The organism is Caballeronia sordidicola (assembly GCF_000729995.1).
Taxonomy (GTDB): Bacteria; Pseudomonadota; Gammaproteobacteria; order Burkholderiales; family Burkholderiaceae; genus Caballeronia; species Caballeronia sordidicola_A.
This window is the reverse complement of the sequence record NZ_JNFG01000001.1, coordinates 41310-64684: the sequence shown is the minus strand read 5'-3', so window position 1 is coordinate 64684 and position 23375 is coordinate 41310. Positions and strand designations below refer to the sequence as shown.

Sequence of the window (23375 nt, the reverse complement as noted above, 5' to 3'; positions counted from 1 at the left end):
ACCACGAAAAGCGATCCGCCAATGGCCGATAAACTGGAAACCTATCAGCGCATGAGGCGTTTCAACCAGACGCCAGAGCCATCCGGTCAGGCGGCTGACAAGGCCAAGGCCAGGCGTGCGTCGAAAAAGGCTCAGGCGAGCGCGCTTTCGTTCGTCATCCAGGAGCACGATGCCCGGCGTCTTCATTACGATTTTCGTCTCGAACTCGACGGCACGTTGAAGTCCTGGGCCGTACCGAAAGGGCCGAGTCTCGATCCATCGGTGAAACGGCTGGCCGTGCATGTGGAAGATCATCCGATCGATTACGGCTCGTTCGAAGGCGATATCCCAGAGGGAAATTACGGCGCGGGCAGTGTGATCGTGTGGGACCGCGGGACGTGGGAGCCGCAGGCTGGCAGCATCGACGAAGCTCGTGAAACGTACGCGAAGGGCAAGCTCAAGTTCGTTCTGCACGGCGAAAAGCTGCACGGCGGCTGGACGCTCGTACGCAGCAACATGCGCGGCAATAGCGACAAAGAGCAATGGCTGCTGATCAAGGAACGCGACGACGAAGCCCGCAACGAGGCCGACTATGACGTGCTGCTCAAACAGCCCGGCAGCGTGATGAGCGACTCGCTCGGCGCACGTTCGAAAAGCGGTGAAGTGCGCGAACGGACCGAGCGTAAGACGGCTGCCAAGACCAGCAAGACCACGAAGCCCGCACCACCGCCGAAGCGGCCTGCCGTGAAGGATCAAGGCAAGAGCCCGGAGCGGCCGCGGCCGGATATCGTGGCGAACCGGAGCGGGGAATCGCTGCGCACGCTCGCCGACAATCCAGCGATCCAGGACGCAATACGCGCGAAGCTCCCTGCAACCTTGAAGCCGCAACTCGCGACCCTCGTGGACACCGCACCATCGAGCGACGACTGGTCCTATGAAATCAAATTTGATGGTTATCGTGTCCTCGTGCGCATCGATCGCGAGGCTGCATCGAAAGCGAAATCCACGCAGATCTTCACGCGCAACGGTCACGACTGGACCGACAAGTTCAGCCGTCAGGTCAAGGCACTTGGCCAGCTCGATGTGGACAGCGCGTGGCTCGACGGCGAGGCGGTCGTGCTCGACGACAACGACCTGCCCAGCTTCCAGAAACTGCAGAACGCCTTCGACGCGAATCGTCCGCAAGATATCGCCGTCTATTTCTTCGATCTCCCCTACCTGAACGGTTACGACCTGCGTGGCGTGCCGCTGGTGCAGCGGCGAGCGATCCTGAAGGCGCTGCTGGAACCGGTCGATGACGACGCGCTACGCTTCTCCGCTGACTTCGAATTCAGCGTCGATGATCTGCTCAAGAGCGCTTGCGACATGGCGCTGGAGGGGATTATCGGCAAGCGGCGCGACAGCACTTATACGTCGGGGCGAAGCAACGCATGGATCAAGCTCAAATGCCGGCGCCGGCAGGAGTTTGTGATCGGCGGGTATTCGGAGCCGACGGGCAGCCGCGGGCAGTTCGGCGCGTTATTGCTCGGCGTTTATGACACGAACGGCAAGCTGCAATACGCGGGGCGGGTGGGCAGCGGCTTCGACGCATCGACTCTGCGCGCCGTCAAAAAGCAACTCGATGCGCGTGAGGTCAAGACCATGCCGTTCGTCAGCGCGCCGAAAGAGCGCAGCCGCACACCGGTGCATTGGGTCAAGCCGGAACTGGTCGCTGAATGCAATTTCGCTGAATGGACATCGGAGCGGATCGTGCGGCAAGCATCGTTTGTCAGCCTGAGGGATGACAAGGCGGCGCGTGAGATCGTCAAGGAAGTGCCGAAATCGACGAAGGAGGTTGCGTTGGACGATGACAACGATGAGGAAAAAAAGCCCGCAAAGAAAACAGCGGCCAAGAGCGTAGCCAAAGCGACTCGTGCGGGAAAAGCGCCGACGAAAAAAACCTCGGCGAAGACCACCGATACAGCGAAACCGACCACCAAATCCACGACGGCTTCAGCCAAGAGCGCAACGAAAACAGCCGCTAAAAAAACCGCCCGCAGTCCCGTTGGTAGCGAGCTTGTTGCAGGCGTGAAGATCAGCCATCCCGATCGGGTGATCGATCCATCGGCGGGCACGCGGAAGCTCGATCTCGCCCTCTACTACGAGTCCGTGGCGGCCTGGATGCTGCCGCATCTCAAGGACCGGCCGGTGTCGCTGGTGCGTGCGCCCGAGGATATCGGCGGCGAGTTGTTCTTTCAGAAACACAGCGAGAAGCTGACCATCCCGAACGTCAAGCAGCATCCAGGCATCGATCCAGGTCATCCGGCGCTCATCACGATAGAGAACGTTGGCGCGCTGGTGGGCGCGGCGCAAATGGGCACGATCGAGATGCACACCTGGAACGCGCTCGCGGCCAGGCTTGAGAAGCCCGACCGGATGGTCTTCGATCTTGATCCGGGCGAAGGCCTTAGCTGGGACCGGATGCAGGAGGCCGCACGCCTGACGCATGAGTTGCTGACGGAACTCGGTCTTGAATCGTTTTGCAAGACGAGCGGCGGCAAGGGCTTCCATGTGGTCGTCCCGCTTACACCACAGGCTGGCTGGGACGAAGTAAAGGAGTTCTCACAAGCGGTTGCGCAGCATATGGCCAGCACGCTGCCGAAGTATTTCTCCGCGAAAATGGGCAAGCAGAATCGCCGGGACAAGATATTTGTCGACTACTTGCGCAACAACCGGGGGTCGAGCACGGTCGCGGCGTTCTCGCTGCGCGCGCGGCCGGGCATGGGGGCGTCGGTTCCTATCGGCTGGGATGAACTTGATGCCACCACGAGCGGCAATCAATGGAATATCGGCAACTTGCATGAGCGCCTGCGCGCACTCAAGACAGATCCGTGGAGCCAGTACGCGAAAACACGGCAACGCATCACCGCTTCCATGAAGAAGCGGCTCGATATCAAGTGAACGAAGGGAAAGATCACCATGACGAGGTTGCAATGACTCAACACGGCAAGACATCGCACGACGCCGCCGCCAACGCCACGCGCCAAGGTCCGGCGCAGGACGGACGTGAACTGGAAAGCAAGCATCCGACGCAGCAAAAACGCGATGACGGCGCGGTCGCGCCGCTGCCGCATGAGAGCGATCAGAGTCCTGCGTCGCAGCAGGAAGATGAACCGCGTGAGGTTGGCGAGCAGGCGCACGAGGATCTGGAGCGCGGCTTGCAGGACACGGATCGCCGCGGCGGCACGGAGTATCAGGAGCGCACGCAAACCGGTGCGCACACGGAGCAGGGCAGCAAGCGCAAGCGGTGATGCGGTGCCGCCGGTCGCTGCCCGTGGTCAACAAAGCGCCTCTTGCGTAGAATGGGCGCGCGATATCGGAGAACTTGCACGGCGTCGTGCGAGCCAAGCTGGGATTGGCATTCACCCCTACCTACTGCAGTTGTTTCTACCATTTTTGCCTACGCGCCGACCTGCGTGTCGGTAATCGATGCCGAACCGGTGCGGAGCGCAAGGCGGCGGGCCAGGAGCGTTCCATTCCGCGCCGGCGACGCTCACATGCCGGTCCACGCCGTAGCACCTGAACTGCCGCAACACCGCACGCCGGGTCCACGATGGTTACCCGGCATCCGGTATCTGGCATCCGGGTCAACATCGCGGCAAACCTGCGGCAAACCTATTGAATGGATCATGCAATACGATCTCCTGTCCCGTCTGAAAAACGAAACTGCCGAGTGTCATGCGAGGCTGGAAAACGCACTGGACCTGATGCGCCTCGACTGGCCTCGAGAGAGCTATGTGGCCTTGCTCGAAGGCTTTTACGGATACGTCGCACCGTGGGAGGATGCGGCGGCGGCCTCCATGCCCGCGCATCTGTGCGACTTTTTCGAAGGGCGTCGCAAGGCGTCGCTGCTTGCGTCGGACCTGGCGCTCCTGACCGGCGATAACAACCGCGCGAACAGCGTGACGAAGATCGAACTGCTGCCTTCGATGGACAGTATCGGCCGCATGTTCGGCTCCATGTACGTGATGGAAGGCTCTTCGCTCGGAGGGCGTTTCATCGCGCCGCACGTCGCGACTTTGTTCGGTCTGCGAAGCGGCTTTGGCAACGCTTATTTCGAAGGTTATGGATTGCGCACGGGCAGCATGTGGAATGCGTTTCGCGAAACTGCGAGTGCGAACGTGCCGCCTGAGCAGTACGACGAGGCGGTGAATGCCGCGATCGTCACGTTCGACGGGTTGCACGTCTGGCTCGGCGAGGTCCGCACGCAATCGGGGGCAACGGCATGAGCAGTGGGCCAAAGCCAGTGTCGCCGGATACGGCGGCCATGCGCGTGCAGGATGATCGCGACGTGTCGAGTCCGGGTTTGGACGGAACCACGCCTGCGGATGGGGAAGCGATATCCGGCGCAGAGCCGGCCTACCGGACACTCACGGCAGAGAGCGCGGGCGCGACGAATGCGCAGTGCGACGCCGAACCCATCCACATTCCTGGCGGTATTCAGCCGCACGGTTATCTGCTGTGCCTCTCCAGCGCGCTTGCCATCGTGCAGGCCAGCGAGAATGTCGCGGCGCTCGTGGGCAGTCCAGTGGAGCAACTGCTGGGGGAGCCGCTGGACGTGGTCATTGGCGCGGCTGCTGCGGCGCGGGTCGCCCATGCTGCCGCCACGGCGATGCTCGACGAAGCGCCGCTCTATCTCGGCGTGATCGACAACCCGCTCTTCAGTCCGCGTGAAGCCGCACGGGAGCACCTGTCCACGGCAACGGACGGTCCTGAACTCGACATCACGATGCACCGGCACGACGGCAACCTGATCGTCGAACTCGAAGTGGCGCGCCATCCGACTGCGGACGTGTTTGCATCGATGTATCCGCTGGTGCGCACCTTCACGCGCAGCTTGCAGGACGTGGCGACCTTGACCGAACTCGTGGACCTTGCCGTGCGCGAAGTGCGCGCGATGACAGGTTTCGGCCGCGTGCTGATCTACAAATTCGATGACGAGGGCCGCAGCCACGTGCTGGCGGAGCACATCGAGGACGGCTACACGTCGTTCCTGAACCAGCTGTTTCCCGCCTCGGACATTCCGAGTCAGGCACGCGCGTTATATGTGAAACAGCGCGTGCGGCTCGTGGCGAACGTGGACGCGAAAGCCGCGCGGCTCGTGCCGCCTGTGAACCCCGCGACTGGCCGCGCGACCGACCTCACTTATGCGGCGCTGCGCAGCTTCTCGCCGATCCATCTCGAGTACATGCGCAACATGGGTACGCATGCATCGATGTCGGTGTCGCTGGTCGTGCGCGGACGGCTCTGGGGCCTGATTTCCTGCCACGACCACGACGCACGCCTCGTGCCCTTCGAGGTGCGTGTCGCGATCGAGCATCTTGGGCAGCTCCTGTCGCTGCAGATCGAGGCGAAGGAAGAACGCGCGGAGACGGCCTATCTGCTGAGCCTTCGACGCACGATGTCGCAGCTCATGGCCGCGCTGGCGGAGCAGGACGACTATCTGTCGGTTCTCAAATCGGCGCCGGACGATTTGCTGTGTTTCGCCGGCTCGACCGGTGCCGCGATCGTGGTGGATGGCAAGGCTACGCTGGTGGGTTCCACGCCGGACACAGAAACCGTGCTCGCGCTCGCGCAATGGCTCGCGTCGAGCACGTCGGGCGTCTACGCCACCGATTCACTTTCGCAAGCATGGCCGCGGGCGTCTCGTCACACGAACACCGCGAGCGGCATCCTGACCGTGCCTATCTCGCAGATTTTTCGCAACTACGTGATCTGGTTCCGTCCAGAAACCACGCGCACGATCACGTGGGCGGGCGAGCCGGTCAAACGCGTGTCGGATCAGGGCGGCAGCATTGCGCCGCGAAAGGACTTTGCGCCGTGGCTCGAAACCGTGCGCAACCGGTCGCTGCGCTGGCATCCGGTGGAACTCGAAATTGCGGGCGAATTCCGCTTGGGCATGCTCAACATCGTGCTGCGCCGTGCTGAAGAACTGGCGGGACTCGCGGATGAATTGCGCCGTGCGAACAAGGAGCTCGAGGCGTTCTCGTATTCCGTTTCGCACGACTTGCGCGCGCCTCTGCGCCATATTGCCGGGTATGGGGATTTGCTGCGGGAAAGCGAAGGCGAGACGCTGTCCGAGCGCAGCAAGCGCTTCCTGAACAACATGCTCGAGTCGGCGCGTTTCGCCGGCGTCCTTGTCGACGACTTGCTGACGTTTTCGCAAATGGGCCGTGCCGCATTGCGCCCGGTGAGCGTCGACTTGAATCAGTTGGTGCGATCAGTCGCGCAGGAATTCAGCGTCGAGACAGCGAACCGAAAGGTGGAATGGATTATTCCGGAACTGCCGACGGTGACCGGCGATCCGGCGTTCCTGCAGATCGCGTTGCGTAACCTGTTCTCGAACGCGGTGAAATATACGCGTACACGGGACACGGCGAAAATCGAGTTATTGGTAAATTCGACAGCCGATGAGTACATAATCAGCGTGCGGGATAATGGCGTCGGTTTCAACATGAAGTACGTGAACAAGTTGTTCGGCGTGTTCCAGCGGCTGCATCGCGCGGAGGAGTTCGACGGCACCGGCATTGGCCTGGCGAACGTGCGTCGCATTATCGAGCGGCACGACGGCAGGACCTGGGCCGAAGGCCGCGAAGGCGAGGGCGCCGCGTTCCACTTTTCCCTGCCCAAGGTGTTCAGGACCGAGTCCGCCGCCACCGAAACCGGCGTCAGCAAACTGCGTAAGCCGGGGACGCCGTCACCTCGGAACTGAATGTGCCATGCTTGACTGCTGACCCAGCGTTTCACCAACTGGTCGCCGAGTGACTGATCTCGCGGCCTTTTATTTCACCCCGTCATCCCGGACCATGCTGAAACCCATTTTGCTTGTCGAAGACAATCCCAGCGATCTCGAACTGACCCTCGTGGCGCTCGGCAAAAGCCAGCTTGCCAACGAAGTGATCGTGGCGCGCGACGGCCAGGAAGCTATCGATTACCTGCGTTGCGAAGGCGAATGGAGCGCACGCAATCCAGGAAACCCCGCCGTCATCCTGCTCGACTTGAAGCTGCCGAAAATCGACGGCCTGGAAGTGCTGGAGACTATCCGTTCCAATGCCGCGCTCAAGGCGATTCCGGTGGTCATGCTGACGTCGTCGCGTGAGGAGCCGGATCTCGTGCGCAGCTACGCGCTCGGCGCGAATGCTTACGTGGTGAAGCCGGTCGAGTTCAACGAATTTGTGCAGGCAATTGCCGATCTTGGCGTGTTCTGGGCCGTGCTCAATGAGCCGCCGCCGGGATCAACGCGCCTTCGCCGTCAGTTCGCGCCGGAATGAATCTGGTGCACACTGGCGTCTTCCTCCTGCATAGTGCTCGGCGTAACGGCCTGGGCCCGCTGGCCCTTTCGTTGTTTTGCCCGATGCGACCTGCCCGGCAGTATCGCGTGCGCCGGTTCGCCTGAGTGCCCTGACCATGCAGCCTTTGCACCTGCTTCTCGTAGAAGACAACGCGCTCGACGCGGAACTGACCCTGACTCAGTTGGAACGCGCCGACTATAAGGTCGACGTGCAAATCGTCTATACGGAACAGGGTTTCATAGCGGCGCTCGAAGCGTCCGACTTCGATGTGATCCTCGCGGACTTCGTGATGCCGGTGTTCTCCGGCGTCGAAGCGTTGGCAATCGCCCGCGAGCGCGTGCCGCATACGCCGTTCATCTTCGTCTCCGGCGTGCTCGGCGAGGAGCATGCCGTCGACATGCTCAAGCGCGGCGCCACCGACTATGTGCTCAAGCAGCGTATGCAACGGCTGCCTGCCGTCGTGCGGCGCGCCTTGACGGAAAGCGCCGAGCGCCAGCAGCGTATTGCGGTCGAACGCGCGTTGCGGGAGACGGAAACGCACTTCCGCTTGCTGGTCGATGCGCTGAAGGATTACGCGGTCATCACGCTCGATCAGGAGGGCAGGATCCGGACGTGGAACGCGGCGTCGGAGCGGATTCTCGGGTTCGCCGCGCAGGATGTGGTCGGCCAGTCCGCAGAAGTTTTCTACGGCCAGGAAGATCGCGACACCCGTGTGTTTGCGCAGGAACTGGAGACGGCGCAAGTCCATGGCAGTGCGAGCGACGACCGCTGGCTCTGGCGTAAAGACGGGCGCTCGTTCTTCGCATCAGGCGTAACGACAGCGATTCGCGCCGATAACGGCGACCTGATTGGTTATTCGAAGATCATCCGCGACGTCACCGAAGAGCACATGGCCGCCGACGCCTTGCGCGTGGCGAAGGAGCAGGCCGAGACCGCGAATCGGGCGAAAGACCACTTTCTGGCAGTGCTGTCGCACGAATTGCGCACGCCGCTGACGCCGATCGTCGCCGCTGTGCGTTTGCTGGAGATACGCCACGCGCTACCCGCCGACGCCCAGGCAACGCTCGAACTGATCCGGCGCAATGTGGAGCTGGAGGCGCGCTTGATTGACGACCTGCTCGACCTGACCAGCATCGCGCGCGGCAAGCTTTCGCTGAACTTTGCGAATGTGGTGCTGGAGACGCTGATGTCGAGCGCGCTCGATATGTCGGAGTCCGATCTGCGCGGCAAGTGCTTGACGCTGGAAACAACCTTGGGCGCTAACTCCACGCTGGTTTTCGGCGATGGCGCGCGCTTGCAGCAGATCGTGTGGAACCTGATGAAAAACGCGGTGAAGTTCACGCCGGCGGGCGGGCGTATTGCGGTGCGGATGTGGAATCCGGATGCGTCGACCATCGCGATTTCGGTGACTGACAGCGGCATCGGAATTAGCGCCGAAGCGTTGCCGCGGATCTTTTCGGCCTTCGAGCAAGCCGATGATTCCATCACCCGGGCGTTCGGCGGCTTGGGTCTTGGCCTGGCTATCGCCAGCACGCTGGCGTTGAAGCATGGCGGAACGCTGACGGCCCAGAGCGACGGGCGCGACAAGGGCGCCCGCTTCACGCTGACTCTGCCGCTCGTCAAGGCTGGGCCGGAAGATGAAGCGTCGCCTCTCGCGGCGCAGGACCCGAATGAAATCGTGCGGTCATTGAAGGTGCTGCTCGTCGAGGACAACGAATACACGTCGTCCGCGATGGCGCAGGTGCTGGAGGTGCTCGGGCATCAGGTCGGGGTTGCCACGACGGTCGCCCAGGCGCTTGCTTTAGCCAGGGGCGAAGTGTTCGATCTGCTGGTCAGTGATATCGGCCTGCCGGATGGCAGCGGGCTCGAGGTCGCTCGCGCGTGGACCGAGTTGCAGCCTGGGAAACCGTCGGTCGCCATCACCGGTTATGGCATGGACGAAGATATTCGTCGATGCCGCGATGCCGGGTTCCTGGACCACCTGACAAAGCCGGTCGACTTCGCCCGGCTGGAGTCGCTGATTCATGCGTTGGCGCGGCGGCCGGGCGGCGCTTAGTGCACCAGCGCACCGGCTTGCACCGGACATCGCTCTGTCCGTGTGGTTCATCCGCGCTTGGGCTTTTCCCTCTCCACGAGCTTTGACGCCATGAACCGGTGTTCCGGGGAGAACAGCCGCCGGTAGGTCAATAACACCGCGCCCACCGTTCCAAGAGCCGATGAGGCCGCGATAAAAAACATGATGACGATCTGATAACGGACCGCCTGCAGTGGCGACTGGCCCGCCAGCACCTGACCTGTCATCATGCCTGGCAGACTGACCAGTCCTACTACCGTCATCTGGTTCAACGTCGGGATCATGCCCGCCCGCACGGCCTGGCGCGCCGGACCTTGTGCGGCTTCCCATCGCGTTGCACCGAGCGCGAGCGACATCTCCACCGTCCCTCGTCCCGCCGTCAGTTCCTCCGTCATCCGTTCGATGCCCAGCGAGACGCCCGTCAACGTGTTGCCCAGGATCATGCCGAGGATCGGTATGGCGTATTGCGGCTCGTACCACGGATGAATGCGGATCACGACGAACAGCCCCACCGCCGCTACCAGCCACGAACTCACCCAGATCGACACGATGCTATCCGCCCGCTGCCCAACGTACGTGCGCCTGCCGCGATTCGATGCCGACAGTCCCGCTATCAGCGTCATCAGCGCCATCAGCGGCAATACGACATACCAGCGTGAAAACTGGAAGACCCAACCGAGCACGTACCCGATCGCGAGCAGTTGCACGACAGTGCGCACCGCAGCCCACACTAGTTTGCGTTCCAGGTCGAGCTTCAGCGCAACCGATAACGCCCCGTTCACCACGATCAGCGCCGCCGCGATCCCGATGTCGAACAGGCTCAGGTTCTGATAGCCGCTCATGACAGAGTGCCTGCAGTCATGACTAGCTGGTGCTCGCCGACGCGTTGCGCCTGCGCGGGATCGTGCGATACCCAGATGCTCGCGCGTTCGCCCGGGCGCTCGTCGAACCAGGCGCCGACGAGCGCTTCTATTTCCAGCGCGGAAGCAGGATCGAGTGACGCCGTCGGTTCGTCGAGCAGCAGCACGTCGGGGTCAACTTGCAACACGCGTATCAGCGCGGCAACCTGCGCTTCACCACCGGATAGCTCGCTCGCGCGTTTATCGAGAAAATCGGCTTCACGGCCTGCACGCCCGGCCAGCTTGACCACCCGCTCACGATCGAAGCGCGCATCGCGATACACCTTCAGCGAAAACGGATAACGCAGGTTGTCTTCCACGCTGCCGTCGAGCATGGCCGGGCGTTGCGCAATGTAAGCCACGCGTCGCCGGTACGCCGGAATAGCTGCGCGTGCGATGGTCTTGCCGCGCCACTGGATCACACCGTCATCGACAGGATCGAGCAACGCGAGCGCACGCAGGAACACACTCTTGCCCGAGCCCGACGGCCCGGTGATAACCGCGCGCTGGCCTCCGGACAAGCTGAACGTGGTGGGGTGCAGCAAGACAACGTGGCGCACGGGATCGCGGCGAGTGAGCGTTGTCGCGCGAATCAGAGGCGTGTCGGCTGGCATGGACATGGCGGAGACAAGCTCGGGGAATGATCTCGGAGCGCAATCAAAAATCAACGCTGCTTAGGTGGCCCTTAGGTCCGGGCGCGTAGGCCTTGATCGGGCTGTTCACGCGTCGGGCACGGCGGTCCTGTCCGGCATGGGGAACTGGCCGGTATCATCGGCGGGCACGCGACGTGCTGTGCGGTTTTCAAGAAAAACAGAGGGAGCCACTATGGCGCTTGGCCGGAAAATTGGAAAAACAGTCGCCTGGATCATAGCGATTCTGATCGTCCTGATCGCGGTACTGGTGATTGTGTTCCTGACTTTCGACTGGAACCGGGCTCGCCCCTGGGTCGACGATAAAGTCTCGCAGGCCATCGGGCGGCAGTTCGAGATTACGGGCGACCTGAAGGTCGGCTGGCAACGGCCGCCCGGGGAAACCGGCTGGCGCCGCTGGGTCCCGTGGCCGCGATTCTCGGCGCAAAAAATCACGGTCGCGAATCCCGACTGGACCAAACAGAAGTTTTTCGCGACCCTGGACGAGATTGATTTCCAGGTCGAGCTCCTGCCGCTGCTCGCACACAACATTGTGATTCCATCGATCAACCTGGTGAATCCCTCAGTTGATCTCGAACGCCTCAACGACAATCGCGATAACTGGACGTTGAAGTTCAAGCAGTCGACCGAACCGTCGGCCTGGAACCTTCAACTGCATGACATCGCGCTGGACCAGGGCAATATTTCGTACGTGGACGAGATCACGAAAGCGGATATGCAGGCTGTCGTGAATACGCTTGGCCAGTTGGTTCCCATTGGCGACGTGATGAAACAGCAGGAAGCGGCGTCGCAGAAATCGTCGGCACAGGTGGTCGGCAAGAGCGGCGCGACCAAGCTGAACCAGCAAGTCGACAAAGCGGCGGCATCTGAAGCCGCTGCTGCATCCGCGGCGTCGGCCGCTGCCGCTGCGGCGGCGAGCGCGCCGAACCCGGCGAGCGTCTCGGCGAACACCAGCATCACCACGAAGGAAGGGCCGAAGCCGCCCGTGCCGCCTTATGGCATCGGCTGGTCGGTGAAGGGCAAATACAACAGCGTGGCGGTGTCCGGCGACGGCAAGGTCGGCGGCGTGCTCGCGCTGCAGGACGCCATGCGCCCGTTCCCCGTGCAGGCGGATGTTCGTATCGGCGACACGCATATTGCTTTTGTTGGAACCGTGACGGACCCGGCCCATCTCGCCGCGCTCGACTTGCGGCTGTGGCTGCAGGGCGTGAGCCTCGAGCACTTGTATCCGATCGTTGGCGTGACGCTGCCTGCAACACCGCCGTATGCAACGGAAGGGCGGCTCGTCGGCCAGTTCAAGGCTGATGGGAATGTCTTCAGGTACGAGAACTTCACCGGACGCGTTGGCGGCAGCGATGTGAACGGTTCGCTCACGTTCGTGGGACGCAAGCCGCGGCCCTTGCTGTCGGGCGAACTCGTGTCGAACCTGCTGCAGTTCTCCGACCTCGCCCCTGTCATCGGCGCCGATTCGAACGCCAGCAAAGCGAAGCGCGGCGACTCGGCGAAACAGCCGTCGTCGAAGGCGTTGCCGACCGAGGAGTTCAAGACGGATCGATGGAAGGCGATCGATGCCGACGTGAAGTTCACCGGCCGCAAGATCATCAAGGACCCGGCGTTGCCAATTTCCAACCTCTATACGCATGTGGTGATGAGCGACGGCGTGCTGTCGTTCGAACCGCTGTCGTTCGGGGTGGCGGGCGGGACGCTGTCGTCGAATATTCACCTCGATGGCAGCAAGGAGCCGCTCGAAGGCCGTTTCTCGACCTCGGCGCGGCATCTGAAGCTCAAGGAGTTGCTGCCGACCGTCAAGACGATGCAGTCAGCGCTCGGTGAAGTGAACGGGGACGCGGCGTTATCGGCGACAGGCAATTCGCCTGCCGCACTCGCCGGAACCGCGAACGGCGAAATCAAGACGCTGATCACCGACGGCACGGTCAGCCGACTGTATATGGAAGCGGCGGGACTGAATGTGGCGAATGCGGTCTACGAAAAGCTCTTCGGCAAACACGACGTGAAGATCAACTGCGCCGCGGCGGATTTTGTCGCGACCAATGGCGTGCTGGAATCGCGCGTGTTTGCCCTCGATACCGACGACGCGGTGATCAACATGGACGGCACCGTTAATCTTAAGACCGAGGAGATGGACCTGAATATCCATCCGCATACGAAGGGTTTCCGGGTGTTCTCGCTGCGCTCGCCGCTGTACGTGAAAGGGACGTTCAAGGACCCGCATGTGGGCGTGAACGCCGGCGCGCTGGCGGTGCGCGGTGCGGCGGCGGTCGGGCTCGGCCTGCTTAACCCGTTTGCCGCGCTGATCCCGTTGATCGCGCCGAGTAACAACAAGCCTCTGCCATGCACGCAAATGCTTGCCGACATGCGCGCCCCGCCGTCTGCGCCACCGCCGGGGCAAAAGCAGAAAGCGAAGGGTGCACCGGGGTATATGGAGCCGGGCGTGGCGAATCCCGCGGCTGCGTCGTCTCCGTCTTCATCGTCCAATAGTGCGAAGGGTGCTAAAGGGGCTGCCGGTGGCCCGGCCCGGCCGGGGGTGTCCTCACCGGCCAGTGCGGCGCTTTATCGCGGAAGCTGATAACCAGCGACGGGATTGGCCACTTCGTGCGATGGATCTCGGCGTTGCCGGTCCCAAGGGAAAATATGCGCGTCTTAACGCGCATATTCGTGTTTATTGAGATAATTGCGCATAATAATGCGCAATTATTTATGATCAGCCAGTAAGAAATCGATCGGTACAAATGCGCGTAATACTGCGCAAAACACAAAAATAACCTATAATTGCGCATCATGACGCGCAAATACACCGACCCCATCAGCAATTTCGAGCGTGTGGCAGCCGAACTCCGCTCCCTCCGCCGCGAGCGACGCATGAGTCAGCAGACGCTGGCTGATCGCGCGGGCGTGGCACGGCGCACAATCACCAATGCCGAAGGCGCACAGAACGTCGGCCTTCATGAGTTTTGCCGGATCGCCAATGCGCTCGGCTACGACCTCACATTGCGTCCGAAAGACACTGTGGTCTTCGAAGATCTGGACTTCTTCTTCAGGGAGGACGAATGAGCACGCCGTCGCCGCTTAAGCCTGCGCCGCCATTCGATCTGGAACAACTCTTCGACAAAATCCGCCGGCTCGACGTCCACACGCCCCAGGGCATAGCCGGTCTGCTGGCGAAGGAGAGCACCTTCGTCTTCAACTACGGAGAAATCGAACCGGACGCGGCCGTGTCGCTGACCATGCCCGTGCGGCGCAAGAGCTACAGCAGCGGCGCGCTGATGAACGTGTTCGCGATGAATCGCCCCGAAGGTTATTTGCGATACATCATCGAAGAACGGCTGGCGCGCTTCGGCACTCCCAGCGACATGTTCCTGCTGTTCCTCGCCGGGCGAAACCAGATCGGCAGGCTCACCTACGCGCTGCACGGCCAGACAGTGCCTGAGGGCGAAGGCGAGCGGCTTGACGAGTTGCTGTCGTCGCCATCGGGACAATTGTTCGAGCGGCTGGTGAGCAAATATGCGCTTGGCTCAGGCATTTCAGGCGTGCAGCCCAAGACGGTGGTGCCGCTCGCTCCCGATGTTCCCGCCAGCGTGGCACTGCCCGGCGTTGCGACGCCCGGCGTCGCTACGCTCGACGCACACGCGACCTTGCCGCTGACCACGGTGATCGTGAAGGCTGAGGGCGACGACTATGCGGGGATCGCCCGCAACGAATTCCTGTGCATGTCGGTGGCGCGCGAGGCGGGTTTCGACGTGCCGGATTTCTGGCTCTCCAACGATGGCCTGCTGTTCGTGATGGCGCGTTTCGATCGTGCGCCGGACGGTACGCCGCTCGGCTTCGAAGACATGAGCGTGCTGACTGGCAACGATAAATACCGCGGCAGCTACGAGATGATCGGGCGGGCGGTAGAGGTCTATACCGGTGCTGATTTTCGCGCGCAATCGCTGCGGCTGTTCGAGCGTGTCGCGCTGTCGTGTTTTCTCCGCGATGGTGACGCGCACATGAAGAACATCGGCATTATCTATACCGATCCCACCGGGCCGCGCCGGCTCTCGCCCATCTACGATGTCGTTTGCACGGGCATCTATCCGTTGCTCGACGGCCGCATGGCGTTGAACCTGAATAAATCAAAAGTTTTCCCCGTTCCCGGGCAACTGATTGCGTACGGCGAGCGCCTGGGTCTGAAACGCGCCGAGGCGCAAGCGATCCTGCTGCGCATCGACCAGGCGTTCGACACCGTGGCCGAGCGCCTCAGCCAGGACGACCGCTATAAAGCCGATGATCTGCTCACGCGGATCAGAGACGTGATCCGTCGCACCGGCGCGATCCCTGTCGCTCGGGCGAAACGTCCGGCGTTTCGTCTTCCCTGAAACGTCAGCGCGCATAAGAAGCTTTCGAGTCACGGGGTTTAAACCGTTCTGCATCAGCGACTTAAGCGTTGAGCCCCATGCTTATCAACAAGCCTGCCCACAATTACTGGGGATAACTCGCAAGTCATTGCGGGATTGGCATCGCGCCGAAATATCACGCAACGCGTGGTTCAAATTGGGTCGATTATAAATTTCGTTTATTTATCAAATACTTAAGAAGATAACCTCACGCTTGTCCACAGGTCCTTCAACAGATTGTGTGCACAACTTCGGTGCGTTAAACGATCGAATCCGCATGCTCGGCGCACTTTGAAGCGCCCCCTAAAAATCGTTTCCGTTCAACGCATTCCGGGGTTTGTCAGAAAGTTGTCAACAGGGTGGTCCCCAATTTCTGTGCACAACTTTCGTGCCGAAGCTCGTCGTGCACGTTTGAATTGAGCCTGTACCGTTCCGCCGATGTTGCCGCCCGCTTTGGCGGCGAGGAATTCGCGGTGGTGTTGCCGTCCACATCGGCTGGCGGCTTGCGCCTGCTGGGTGAAAAGATCCGCATGACGGTGGAGGCGCTTGCCGTGCCGCATTCGGGTTCAGCCAGCTATCGGTCGACGATCAGCGTCGGGGGCGTGATGCAGGTTCCGCAGCCGGACGAAACATGAAGCAGTTGATCGAGGCCGCCGATCTGGCTGTGTATCGGGCCAAACGTGACGGGCGCGATCAGGTGGAAGTCGCCAGTTGAGCCGGTCCGCGAGGAACGGTTTCGCTCGTTGTGCCCGTGGCGCCGTTCACCGATGCCGCGCGCTTGCCGACACTGAACGGCACCATGCCCGTGAGGGCGCTCTAGCCGATTTAGTCGCTCTTGCGCGCTTCATTCCCGACGATCGAGGCGCGTTTGCGGTGCTGTGAAGAATCGGACGCGACCGTCGATGCATCGGCCGGCCGGCTGCCAGAACCGTTGTCGATGCCTCAGCAGGTAAAGCGCCTCGAGCTTCACCGACGCGCGGCAACCCGGCGTGGGGCGAGACTACGCTCTCGGGGCGCGAGCTGGTGTCGAAGGCGGGAGAAGAAAGCGCTGGGCCAGGCGTCGAAACATCGTTCGATGCAACCAGGCCGATCCAGCGAGCGCTCCACGGATCGGCCGCCGGAGGGGGAGCGCTGTACACCGGCGCTTTCGCCGGCTCGCTCTTTTCCGCGACGGGCGTGGTGCGCTTGAGCCACGCGTCATGAGAGGCGATCAGACCGGGCGAACGTCCGCGCGGTGTTTCATTCCAGTCGGAGCGATCCATCGCGAGGGCGCGGGGCGTTTCCTGAATGGTGGTTGCTACAGAGCCTGGCGTACTCTTCGTGACGGCCGGTCGCGGCTCTTGCTCTGATGCAGACGGGGGTGGCACTGATGACGCCGCGCGGCTTTGCCCCGACGATGTGAATCGATCGGACGCCGGTGCGCTCCAGGCGTCGTCAATTGCAACACTGGGTGCCGAGGGGTTGCTCCATGGGTCGTCAGCCATGGCTTGGGGCGCAGTGCGACTGCTCCATTGCTCACCCGCGGGAAGGCTGGCGGGGGCCGGGGTGGACTCCCCCGCGCGGGCCGTCGCGTGCATCAAACCGAAGGCAGCGCACGCCAGCGCGACTTTTTCCAGTCCGGAATGAACGAGCCGAAACAGGTCACGGAGCGGTGAGCGAGACATGGCATTTCCCCTGAATACACGAAAGCTGGCAAGCCTATGGGAAAGTGATGCCCGAAATAACGCGATTTATCTGAATAGTGAAAGGATTCAGTGAAGAAGTTGAGTTGAGGGAAGGTTATGGGCGCATTTGGATGGCAGTGCGATGTTTCGACAACCCTGAATTGTGACATTTGATGTTTTTGCTTCGAGGCTTCTCACGACAATGCGCGGATTTGTCCGGTTGTCCTGATGAAGTGCAAAGGGCCGTTCCGACTCACATCGGAACGGCCCTTTGCATGCGGCGCTTGCTTTAGTTTCTACGCGTCAGGCAGTCGAGAGCGAACTCTCACGAATCGAACGGGGTTCTAATGCGACCCGGTAGCGAAGGTTATTTCGCTGCCTGCGCCGTTTTCGCCGCGGCCGCAAGATTCGCCGACCCACCGGCCGGCGAACCCATTGCCTGGAACAGCAACGCGGTATCGCTGAGACGTGCGCTTTCATAGCGGATGGCATCCAGCCGCGCATTGCGATACTGGCGCTCGCTCGCACGCGATGCAGACGGCGGAATCGCCCCGAGCCGCTCGCGAGCCGCCGAATCCGTGAACGCGCTCATCGAGGTGCGGCTGGCGCTATCGGCGAAACTGAGCGCCTCGTTGTCCTGTTCGAGCGCGGCAAGCGAATCCGCCACGTTACGGAACGCGCTCAGCACCGTCTGCTTGTATTGCGCCACGGCCGCCTCATAGCTCGCTTGCGCCGCGCGCTTCTGGGCGAGCAAGGCGCCGCCATGAAACAGCGGCTGCGACAGCGACGCGCCTATGCCCCAGATCGTGCCCGCGCCGGACAAGGCGGCCGGCCAGCTGAAACCCGCTTGTCCCATCGATGCCGACAGCGTCAGGCTCGGAAACATTTGCGCCGTCGCTACGCCCACTTGCGCCGCGGCCGCCTTGAGCAGCGCATCGGCGGCCTGGATATCCGGGCGGCTCGCAAGCAGTTCCGACGGTACGACCACCGGCACATTACCCGGCACGGTGAGCGACGCGAGGTCGAGATCCGGTGGCGCCTGATCCGGTGTCCGCCCAAGCATCACGGCAAGCGCGTGACGGGTTGCAAGCCACTGGGCCCGCAGTCCCGGCAGCGAAGCGGCGAGCCCGGCGGCGTTCGATTGCGCGTTGAGCGCATCCGTGCGCGACGCCGAACCGAGTTCGTAGCGACGCTGCGTTTCTCGTGCGTCTTCATTGGCGAGGACGATCAGCCGCTCGGTCGTATCGATTTGCGCTCGCAACGACGCCGCACCGATCGCCCCCGTGACGATGTTCGCGGCAAGCGCGCGGCGGGCGGCATCGAATTGCCAGGCCTGGCTGTCCACCTGTGCAGCCAGCGCCCGGTCCGCCAGCCGCGCGGCGCCGAAGAGGTCGAACGTGTATTGCGCCCGGATCTGGCCGACAAAGAGGTTGTAAAGCACAGTGGGTGGCCCGAAGTTCGGCACGCCGATCGCACGCTCCCTGTCCGTCTGGCCGCCGAGGTCGACGCTTGGCAGCATCGACGATCCGACTTGCGCCCGCAATTGTTCACGCGCCGCAGCAAGGGTTTTATCCGTCGCGGCGAGGCTCGGGCTGTTGCGCAAGCCTTCATCGACCAGCGCGTTCAACGGTTCCGAACGATAAAGCTTCCACCACTCGGGCACGGGTTTCGCGTTGGCGTCGAAACTCTGCGATACCCCTTCGGCCGTCACGGTGCGCGCCGGTTGCTCAGTCACACCGTAATGCGGCACCGCGGGCAACGTGGGCGGCTTCCCATCCGGACCGAAAGAGCAGGCGGAAAGGGTGGAAACGGCGGCTGCAAAGCCGAGAGCAGTGAGGGCAGAGCGTGTCATGACTGGCCTCCATGGCGGGCATCGGGCAGGTTGTGGTCTTCAAACCCCGCGCGCTCGTTACGCCGCACCTTGAACGAAGCCGCATACAGCGCCGGCAAGTAAAACAGCGTCAGCACGGTCGCGCTCGTGATCCCGCCCATCAGCGCGGTCGCCATCGGGCCGAAGAAGTTGCTGCGCAACAGCGGAATCAGCGCGAGCACGGCAGCGGCGGCGGTCAGCGTGATCGGCCGGAAACGTCGCACGGTCGCGCCGACAATGGCGTCAAAGCGAGGATGCCCCGCGGCAATGTCCTGCTCGATCTGATCGACGAGAATCACCGAATTGCGCATGATGATCCCGAACATGGCGATCACGCCGAGCATGGCGACAAACCCGAACGGCTTGTTGAACAGCAGCAGTGCGATCACCACACCGATCAGCCCGAGCGGCGCGGTCAGCACCACCATCATCACGCGTGCGAAGCTCTGCAACTGGATCATCAGGAGCGTCAGCACGACAATGGCCATGATCGGCATTTGCGCGTTGATGGACGACTGGCCTTTCTCGCTTTCCTCAACCGGTCCGCCCACTTCTATCCGATACCCCACCGGCAAGCCCGCGCGCAACGTGGCGAGTTTCTTTTCAATCGCATGCGTCACGTCGATACCTTGCGCGCCAGCCTTCACATCCGACTGCACGGTGATGGTCGGCTGACGGTCGCGTTCCCAGATCACGCCGTATTCCAGATCGTTCGCCACATGCCCGATCGTACCGAGCGGCACGGGGCCGTTCGGCGTAGGCATGGCCAGCGTCGCGAGCTTCGCCGGATCGACCCGTTCGCTTTTCGGCGCCCGCAAGTCGACGCTGATCAGCTTGTCGCGTTCACGATACTGCGTAACGGTATAGCCGGTCAGCTGCATCGCCAGGAAATCCGATACGTCCTGCGAACTGATCCCAAGTTCACGCGCCTTCTTCTGGTCGATATCGAAGCGCACCGAGCGCTCCGACGGTTCGTCCCAGTCGTACTGGACATTAGCCGTACCGTTGTCCGCGCTCATTTCGGCAAAGACCTTTTCGGCGATACCACGCACCGTCGGCAGATCGTCGCCGCTCACGCGGAACTGCACCGGATAACCGACTGGCGGACCGTTTTCGAGTCGCGATAAACGCGTGCGCACGGCAGAGAACTTCTCGCGCAATACAGGTTCCAGCCAGCGTGCAAGCTTCTCGCGATCCTCCACGGACTTCGCCGTGATCACGAATTGCGAGAAGTTCGGTTGCGGCAATTGTTGGTCGAGCGGCAAATAAAACCGCGGCGCCCCGGTGCCGACGAAACTCACCAGGTGGTCGACCTCAGGCCGTCCTTCCAGCACCTTCTCAAGGCGTTTAGTCTCGCGCAGCGAGGCTTCGAACGAGGCGCCTTCCTGCAGGCGGACATCGACGAGCAGTTCCGAGCGGTCCGAGCTCGGGAAGAATTGTTGCGGCACCAGCGTGAACCCTGCCAGCGCAATCACGAACAGCACGAGTGTGATGCCCAGCACCACGAAACGCCGTTCGATACACCATGTCAGCCAGCCGCGCAGCCGGGTATAGAACTTCGTGTCGTAGATATCGTGTTCATGATCATGGGCATGATGCGCCTCGCGCTTGCGTTCGGGCAGCAGCTTGTAGCCGAGCAACGGAATCAGCACGACCGCCGCGAACCACGACGCGATCAACGCAATGGCCGACACCTCGAAGATAGAGCGCGTGTATTCGCCGGTGCTGGATTTGGCCAGCGCAATCGGCAGGAAGCCACCGACCGTCACGAGCGTGCCCGTGAGCATCGGAAACGCGGTGCTGGTGTAGGCGTATGCCGCAGCACGCGAGCGTATCCAGCCCTGTTCGAGTTTCACCGCCATCATTTCGACGGCGATGATCGCGTCGTCGACCAGCAGGCCCAGCGCAAGGATCAGCGTTCCGAGCGAGACCTTGTGCAGGCCGATATCGAAGAGATACATGAAGAGGGCAGTGACCGCGAGCACGACCGGAATCGAGATCACGACCACCATGCCTGTGCGCACGCCAAGCGACACGAGGCTCACGATCAGCACGATGATGACGGCTTCAGCGACCGCTTCAAGAAAGTCATCGACTGACTTCGATACCGCATGCGGCATGCTCGACACTTCGTTGAGCACGAGGCCGGCAGGCAGTTGCTTACGCAACTCAGCCACCTTGGCGTCCAGCGCCTTGCCCAACTGCACGACGTCCTGACCCGGCTGCATCGTGATGCCGATACCCAGCACGGGCTTCTCGCCGGCGCGCATCTGCGCGGCCGGGGGATCGAGATAACCGCGCTTGATGGTTGCTATATCGCCGAGACGGAACGAGCGCCCGTTGACACGGATCAGCGTATTGGCGAGCGCGGCCATGTCGTTGATCTGGCCGCTCGGGCGCACGAACACGCGGTCGTCGGGCGTATTCAGCGTGCCGGAGGGCGCAACCGCATTCTGGCCATCGATCGCTTGCGCAATCTGCTGCGGCGAAATGCCGAGGCGCGTGAGTTGCGTGTTCGCTATTTCGATATAAACGCGCTCGTCCTGGTCGCCGAAATAGTTGACCTTCGCCACGCCGGGCACGCGCAGCAGGACCGTGCGCAGCGAGTCGGCGTAGTCGTGGAGTTGGACAGGCGAAAAACCGTCTCCTTCCAGCGTGTAGATGTTCGTGAAGACGTCGCCGAACTCGTCGTTGAAGTAGGGACCTTGCACGCCTCTTGGCAGCGTGTAGGCAATGTCCCCGACTTTCTTGCGCACCTGATACCACTCTTCAGGCACGTCCTTCGCGGGCGCGCCGTCCTTCATCGTGAAGAACAGTAGCGATTCACCGGGGCGGGAGTAGCTGCGCAGGAAGTCCGTGGCAGGCGTTTCCTGCAGTTTTTTCGCGATCTTGTCGGTGACCTGTTCCTGCATCTGCTGTGCGGTCGCTCCTGGCCAGAAGGTCTGGATGACCATCACGCGGAACGTGAACGGCGGGTCTTCGGATTGGGCGAGCCGGGTGTATGCAAGCACGCCGAAAATGGTCGCCATCGCGATCAGGAAGACGACCAATGCCTGATGACGCAAGGCCCAGGCTGAAAGATTGAAACTGCCTTCTTCGTGCCGATAATCGCCTGCCGCCGCGGCGGCAGCGTTGGCAGCGGCTTTGGATGAAGCGGCTGCCGATGAATCCCGTTCGTTGTCGCTCATGACGCGAAATCTTCAGGATGCAAGGGCGCGACCACGCGAACTTTCTCGCCGGCGGAGACGGTATGGACCCCCTGCCAAACCACGCGATCCCCGGGCGTGATGCCGTTGGAAACCGTCACCGTGCGCTCGCCGTATCGCGACACGTCCACGCGGCGCAACTCAAGCGACCCGTCCGCTTTCACGATCCACACGGCGGGCAGCTTGCCCGCGTGAAAAAGGGCAGTGGAGGGCAGCGTGAACGCTTCGCGCGACGCCCCGGATGCCTCCGATGCAGGCACCTGCGCGAACGCCACGTCGGCGGTCATGCCAAGCCGGACTTCCGGCGTGGGCGCTTCAAGCGTCATCCTCACGCGATAGGTACGGCTTTGCGGATCGGCGGCGGGCGACACTTCGCGCACGCGGGCTGCAAACTGTTTGCCTCCCAGCGCCGCAAGCTTCACGCTGGCTTTCTGGCCGACGGCGAGAGACCCGAGCGTGGTTTCCGGCACGTCCGCCACCACGTCGATGTCGCCGCTCCACGCGAGGTTATAGACGGCTTGTCCTGCCGATACGTTCTGTCCCGTGTCAGCCTGTTCAGCCGTGATAACACCGCCGCGGTCGGCGACAAGCGTGGTGTATTTCAACTGATCGGCCGACAACGCGGCCTGTGCCTGCGCCTGGTTGCGCTGCGCGAGCGCTGCGGCATAGACGTTTTCGGTTTGTTCGAGCTGCGCGCGCGCGATCAGGTTTTCCTGCGCCTGGGCACGGTCGCGGGTGAGTTGCTGCTCGGCATAAGTGAGCTGATGCTGCGCGGCTGACAGTTGCGCGGCGGTGCTCGCGGCGCTTTTGGCGTTATCGGCGGGATCGAGTTTGGCCACGATCTCGCCGGCTTTCACGCTGTCACCCAGACGCACACGGCGCTCGATGATCTTCCCGCCCACGCGAAACGACAGCGGCGTCGAGTACCGTGCTTCGATAGTCGCGGGCAGTGACGACTGCACCGTGTGCGTGTCGGCGACGGCTGCCATGGCGACCACCGGACGCAGCGCCACGGCCGGCGCCTCCTTCTTGCCACATGCGCTGAGCGCGACGACGGCCACGACACCCAATGACCAGGCAAGGGTGCGACGAGCAGGCAAAGGTCCCGACCCGCGCAACTTGAACGACCAGCTGAACGACGATAACCGCGATCCGAGCGATGACAATGACAACGTGCGGCGACAGACTTGCAGAATCACGAATGACCTCGACGCAAAGGCTTTCCATGCGCGCAATCGGCTTGCGGGCACGGCCGGCGCGCAGCGTCGACAAGGCATGTCGCTGCGCATTTCCAAGATATGGCGTTAT

Annotated in this window: 16 protein-coding genes; 10 read left to right on the top strand and 6 right to left on the bottom strand. The window is 62.2% G+C overall.

The window, feature by feature from the left end; genetic code table 11:
• The first annotated feature begins 21 nt into the window (after positions 1-21).
• From ligD to FH08_RS0100240, 6 genes are all read left to right on the top strand, one after another.
• Positions 22-2919, top strand: coding sequence for a DNA ligase D (gene ligD / locus FH08_RS0100265; RefSeq protein WP_031356385.1), 2898 nt, complete (start codon positions 22-24; stop codon positions 2917-2919).
• A 32-nt stretch (positions 2920-2951) separates the two neighbouring features.
• The gene (locus FH08_RS48065; protein WP_235210240.1) at positions 2952-3269 is read left to right on the top strand and encodes a hypothetical protein; all 318 of its coding nucleotides are present in this window, start codon (positions 2952-2954) and stop codon (positions 3267-3269) included.
• A 378-nt stretch (positions 3270-3647) separates the two neighbouring features.
• On the top strand, positions 3648-4247 hold the full coding sequence (locus tag FH08_RS0100255; protein ID WP_051887575.1) for a biliverdin-producing heme oxygenase: 600 nt from the start codon (positions 3648-3650) through the stop codon (positions 4245-4247).
• The gene (locus FH08_RS0100250) at positions 4244-6730 is read left to right on the top strand and encodes an ATP-binding protein (protein ID WP_235210239.1); all 2487 of its coding nucleotides are present in this window, start codon (positions 4244-4246) and stop codon (positions 6728-6730) included. Before FH08_RS0100255 ends, FH08_RS0100250 begins: the two co-directional genes overlap by 4 nt.
• 94 nt (positions 6731-6824) lie before the next feature.
• Positions 6825-7289: a response regulator gene (locus tag FH08_RS0100245; RefSeq protein ID WP_031356381.1), complete on the top strand. Its 465-nt coding sequence runs from the start codon at positions 6825-6827 to the stop codon at positions 7287-7289.
• A gap of 136 nt (positions 7290-7425) precedes the next feature.
• Positions 7426-9366 carry a response regulator gene (locus tag FH08_RS0100240; RefSeq protein WP_031356380.1) on the top strand — a complete coding sequence of 647 codons (1941 nt, stop codon included), beginning with the start codon at positions 7426-7428 and terminating at the stop codon, positions 9364-9366.
• A 47-nt stretch (positions 9367-9413) separates the two neighbouring features.
• On the opposite strand, the gene FH08_RS0100235 is transcribed toward FH08_RS0100240, so the two are convergent.
• Positions 9414-10226 (bottom strand): ABC transporter permease, encoded by an 813-nt coding sequence (locus FH08_RS0100235; RefSeq protein WP_031356379.1) that lies wholly within the window; start codon positions 10224-10226, stop codon positions 9414-9416.
• On the bottom strand, positions 10223-10897 hold the full coding sequence (locus tag FH08_RS0100230; protein WP_031356378.1) for an ABC transporter ATP-binding protein: 675 nt from the start codon (positions 10895-10897) through the stop codon (positions 10223-10225). Before FH08_RS0100230 ends, FH08_RS0100235 begins: the two co-directional genes overlap by 4 nt.
• 211 nt (positions 10898-11108) lie before the next feature.
• On the opposite strand from FH08_RS0100230, the gene FH08_RS0100225 reads away from it, so the two are divergent.
• The 4 genes from FH08_RS0100225 to FH08_RS53140 all read left to right on the top strand — a co-directional run bounded on the left by FH08_RS0100225 (position 11109) and on the right by FH08_RS53140 (position 15962).
• On the top strand, positions 11109-13520 hold the full coding sequence (locus tag FH08_RS0100225) for an AsmA family protein (protein WP_031356377.1): 2412 nt from the start codon (positions 11109-11111) through the stop codon (positions 13518-13520).
• 212 nt (positions 13521-13732) lie between these two features.
• Entirely contained in the window at positions 13733-14005 is a 273-nt protein-coding gene (locus FH08_RS0100220; RefSeq protein ID WP_035564930.1) for a helix-turn-helix domain-containing protein, read from the top strand.
• On the top strand, positions 14002-15309 hold the full coding sequence (locus FH08_RS0100215) for a type II toxin-antitoxin system HipA family toxin (RefSeq protein WP_035564927.1): 1308 nt from the start codon (positions 14002-14004) through the stop codon (positions 15307-15309). Before FH08_RS0100220 ends, FH08_RS0100215 begins: the two co-directional genes overlap by 4 nt.
• Positions 15310-15743: 434 nt before the next feature.
• Entirely contained in the window at positions 15744-15962 is a 219-nt protein-coding gene (locus FH08_RS53140; RefSeq protein ID WP_031356374.1) for a diguanylate cyclase, read from the top strand.
• Positions 15963-16088: 126 nt separating this feature from the next.
• Here FH08_RS53140 and FH08_RS51570 read toward each other — a convergent pair whose 3' ends face one another.
• From FH08_RS51570 to FH08_RS0100190, 4 genes are all read right to left on the bottom strand, one after another.
• Positions 16089-16991: a hypothetical protein gene (locus FH08_RS51570; RefSeq protein ID WP_152602692.1), complete on the bottom strand. Its 903-nt coding sequence runs from the start codon at positions 16989-16991 to the stop codon at positions 16089-16091.
• Between the two features lie 367 nt (positions 16992-17358).
• Positions 17359-18843 (bottom strand): efflux transporter outer membrane subunit, encoded by a 1485-nt coding sequence (locus FH08_RS0100200; protein ID WP_031356373.1) that lies wholly within the window; start codon positions 18841-18843, stop codon positions 17359-17361.
• Positions 18840-22049 carry an efflux RND transporter permease subunit gene (locus FH08_RS0100195; protein ID WP_081889304.1) on the bottom strand — a complete coding sequence of 1070 codons (3210 nt, stop codon included), beginning with the start codon at positions 22047-22049 and terminating at the stop codon, positions 18840-18842. The genes FH08_RS0100200 and FH08_RS0100195 overlap by 4 nt, the downstream gene beginning before the upstream one ends.
• Positions 22046-23167, bottom strand: a complete 1122-nt coding sequence (locus FH08_RS0100190) for an efflux RND transporter periplasmic adaptor subunit (RefSeq protein WP_235210248.1) — start codon at positions 23165-23167, stop codon at positions 22046-22048. The genes FH08_RS0100195 and FH08_RS0100190 overlap by 4 nt, the downstream gene beginning before the upstream one ends.
• Positions 23168-23375: the final 208 nt, after the last annotated feature.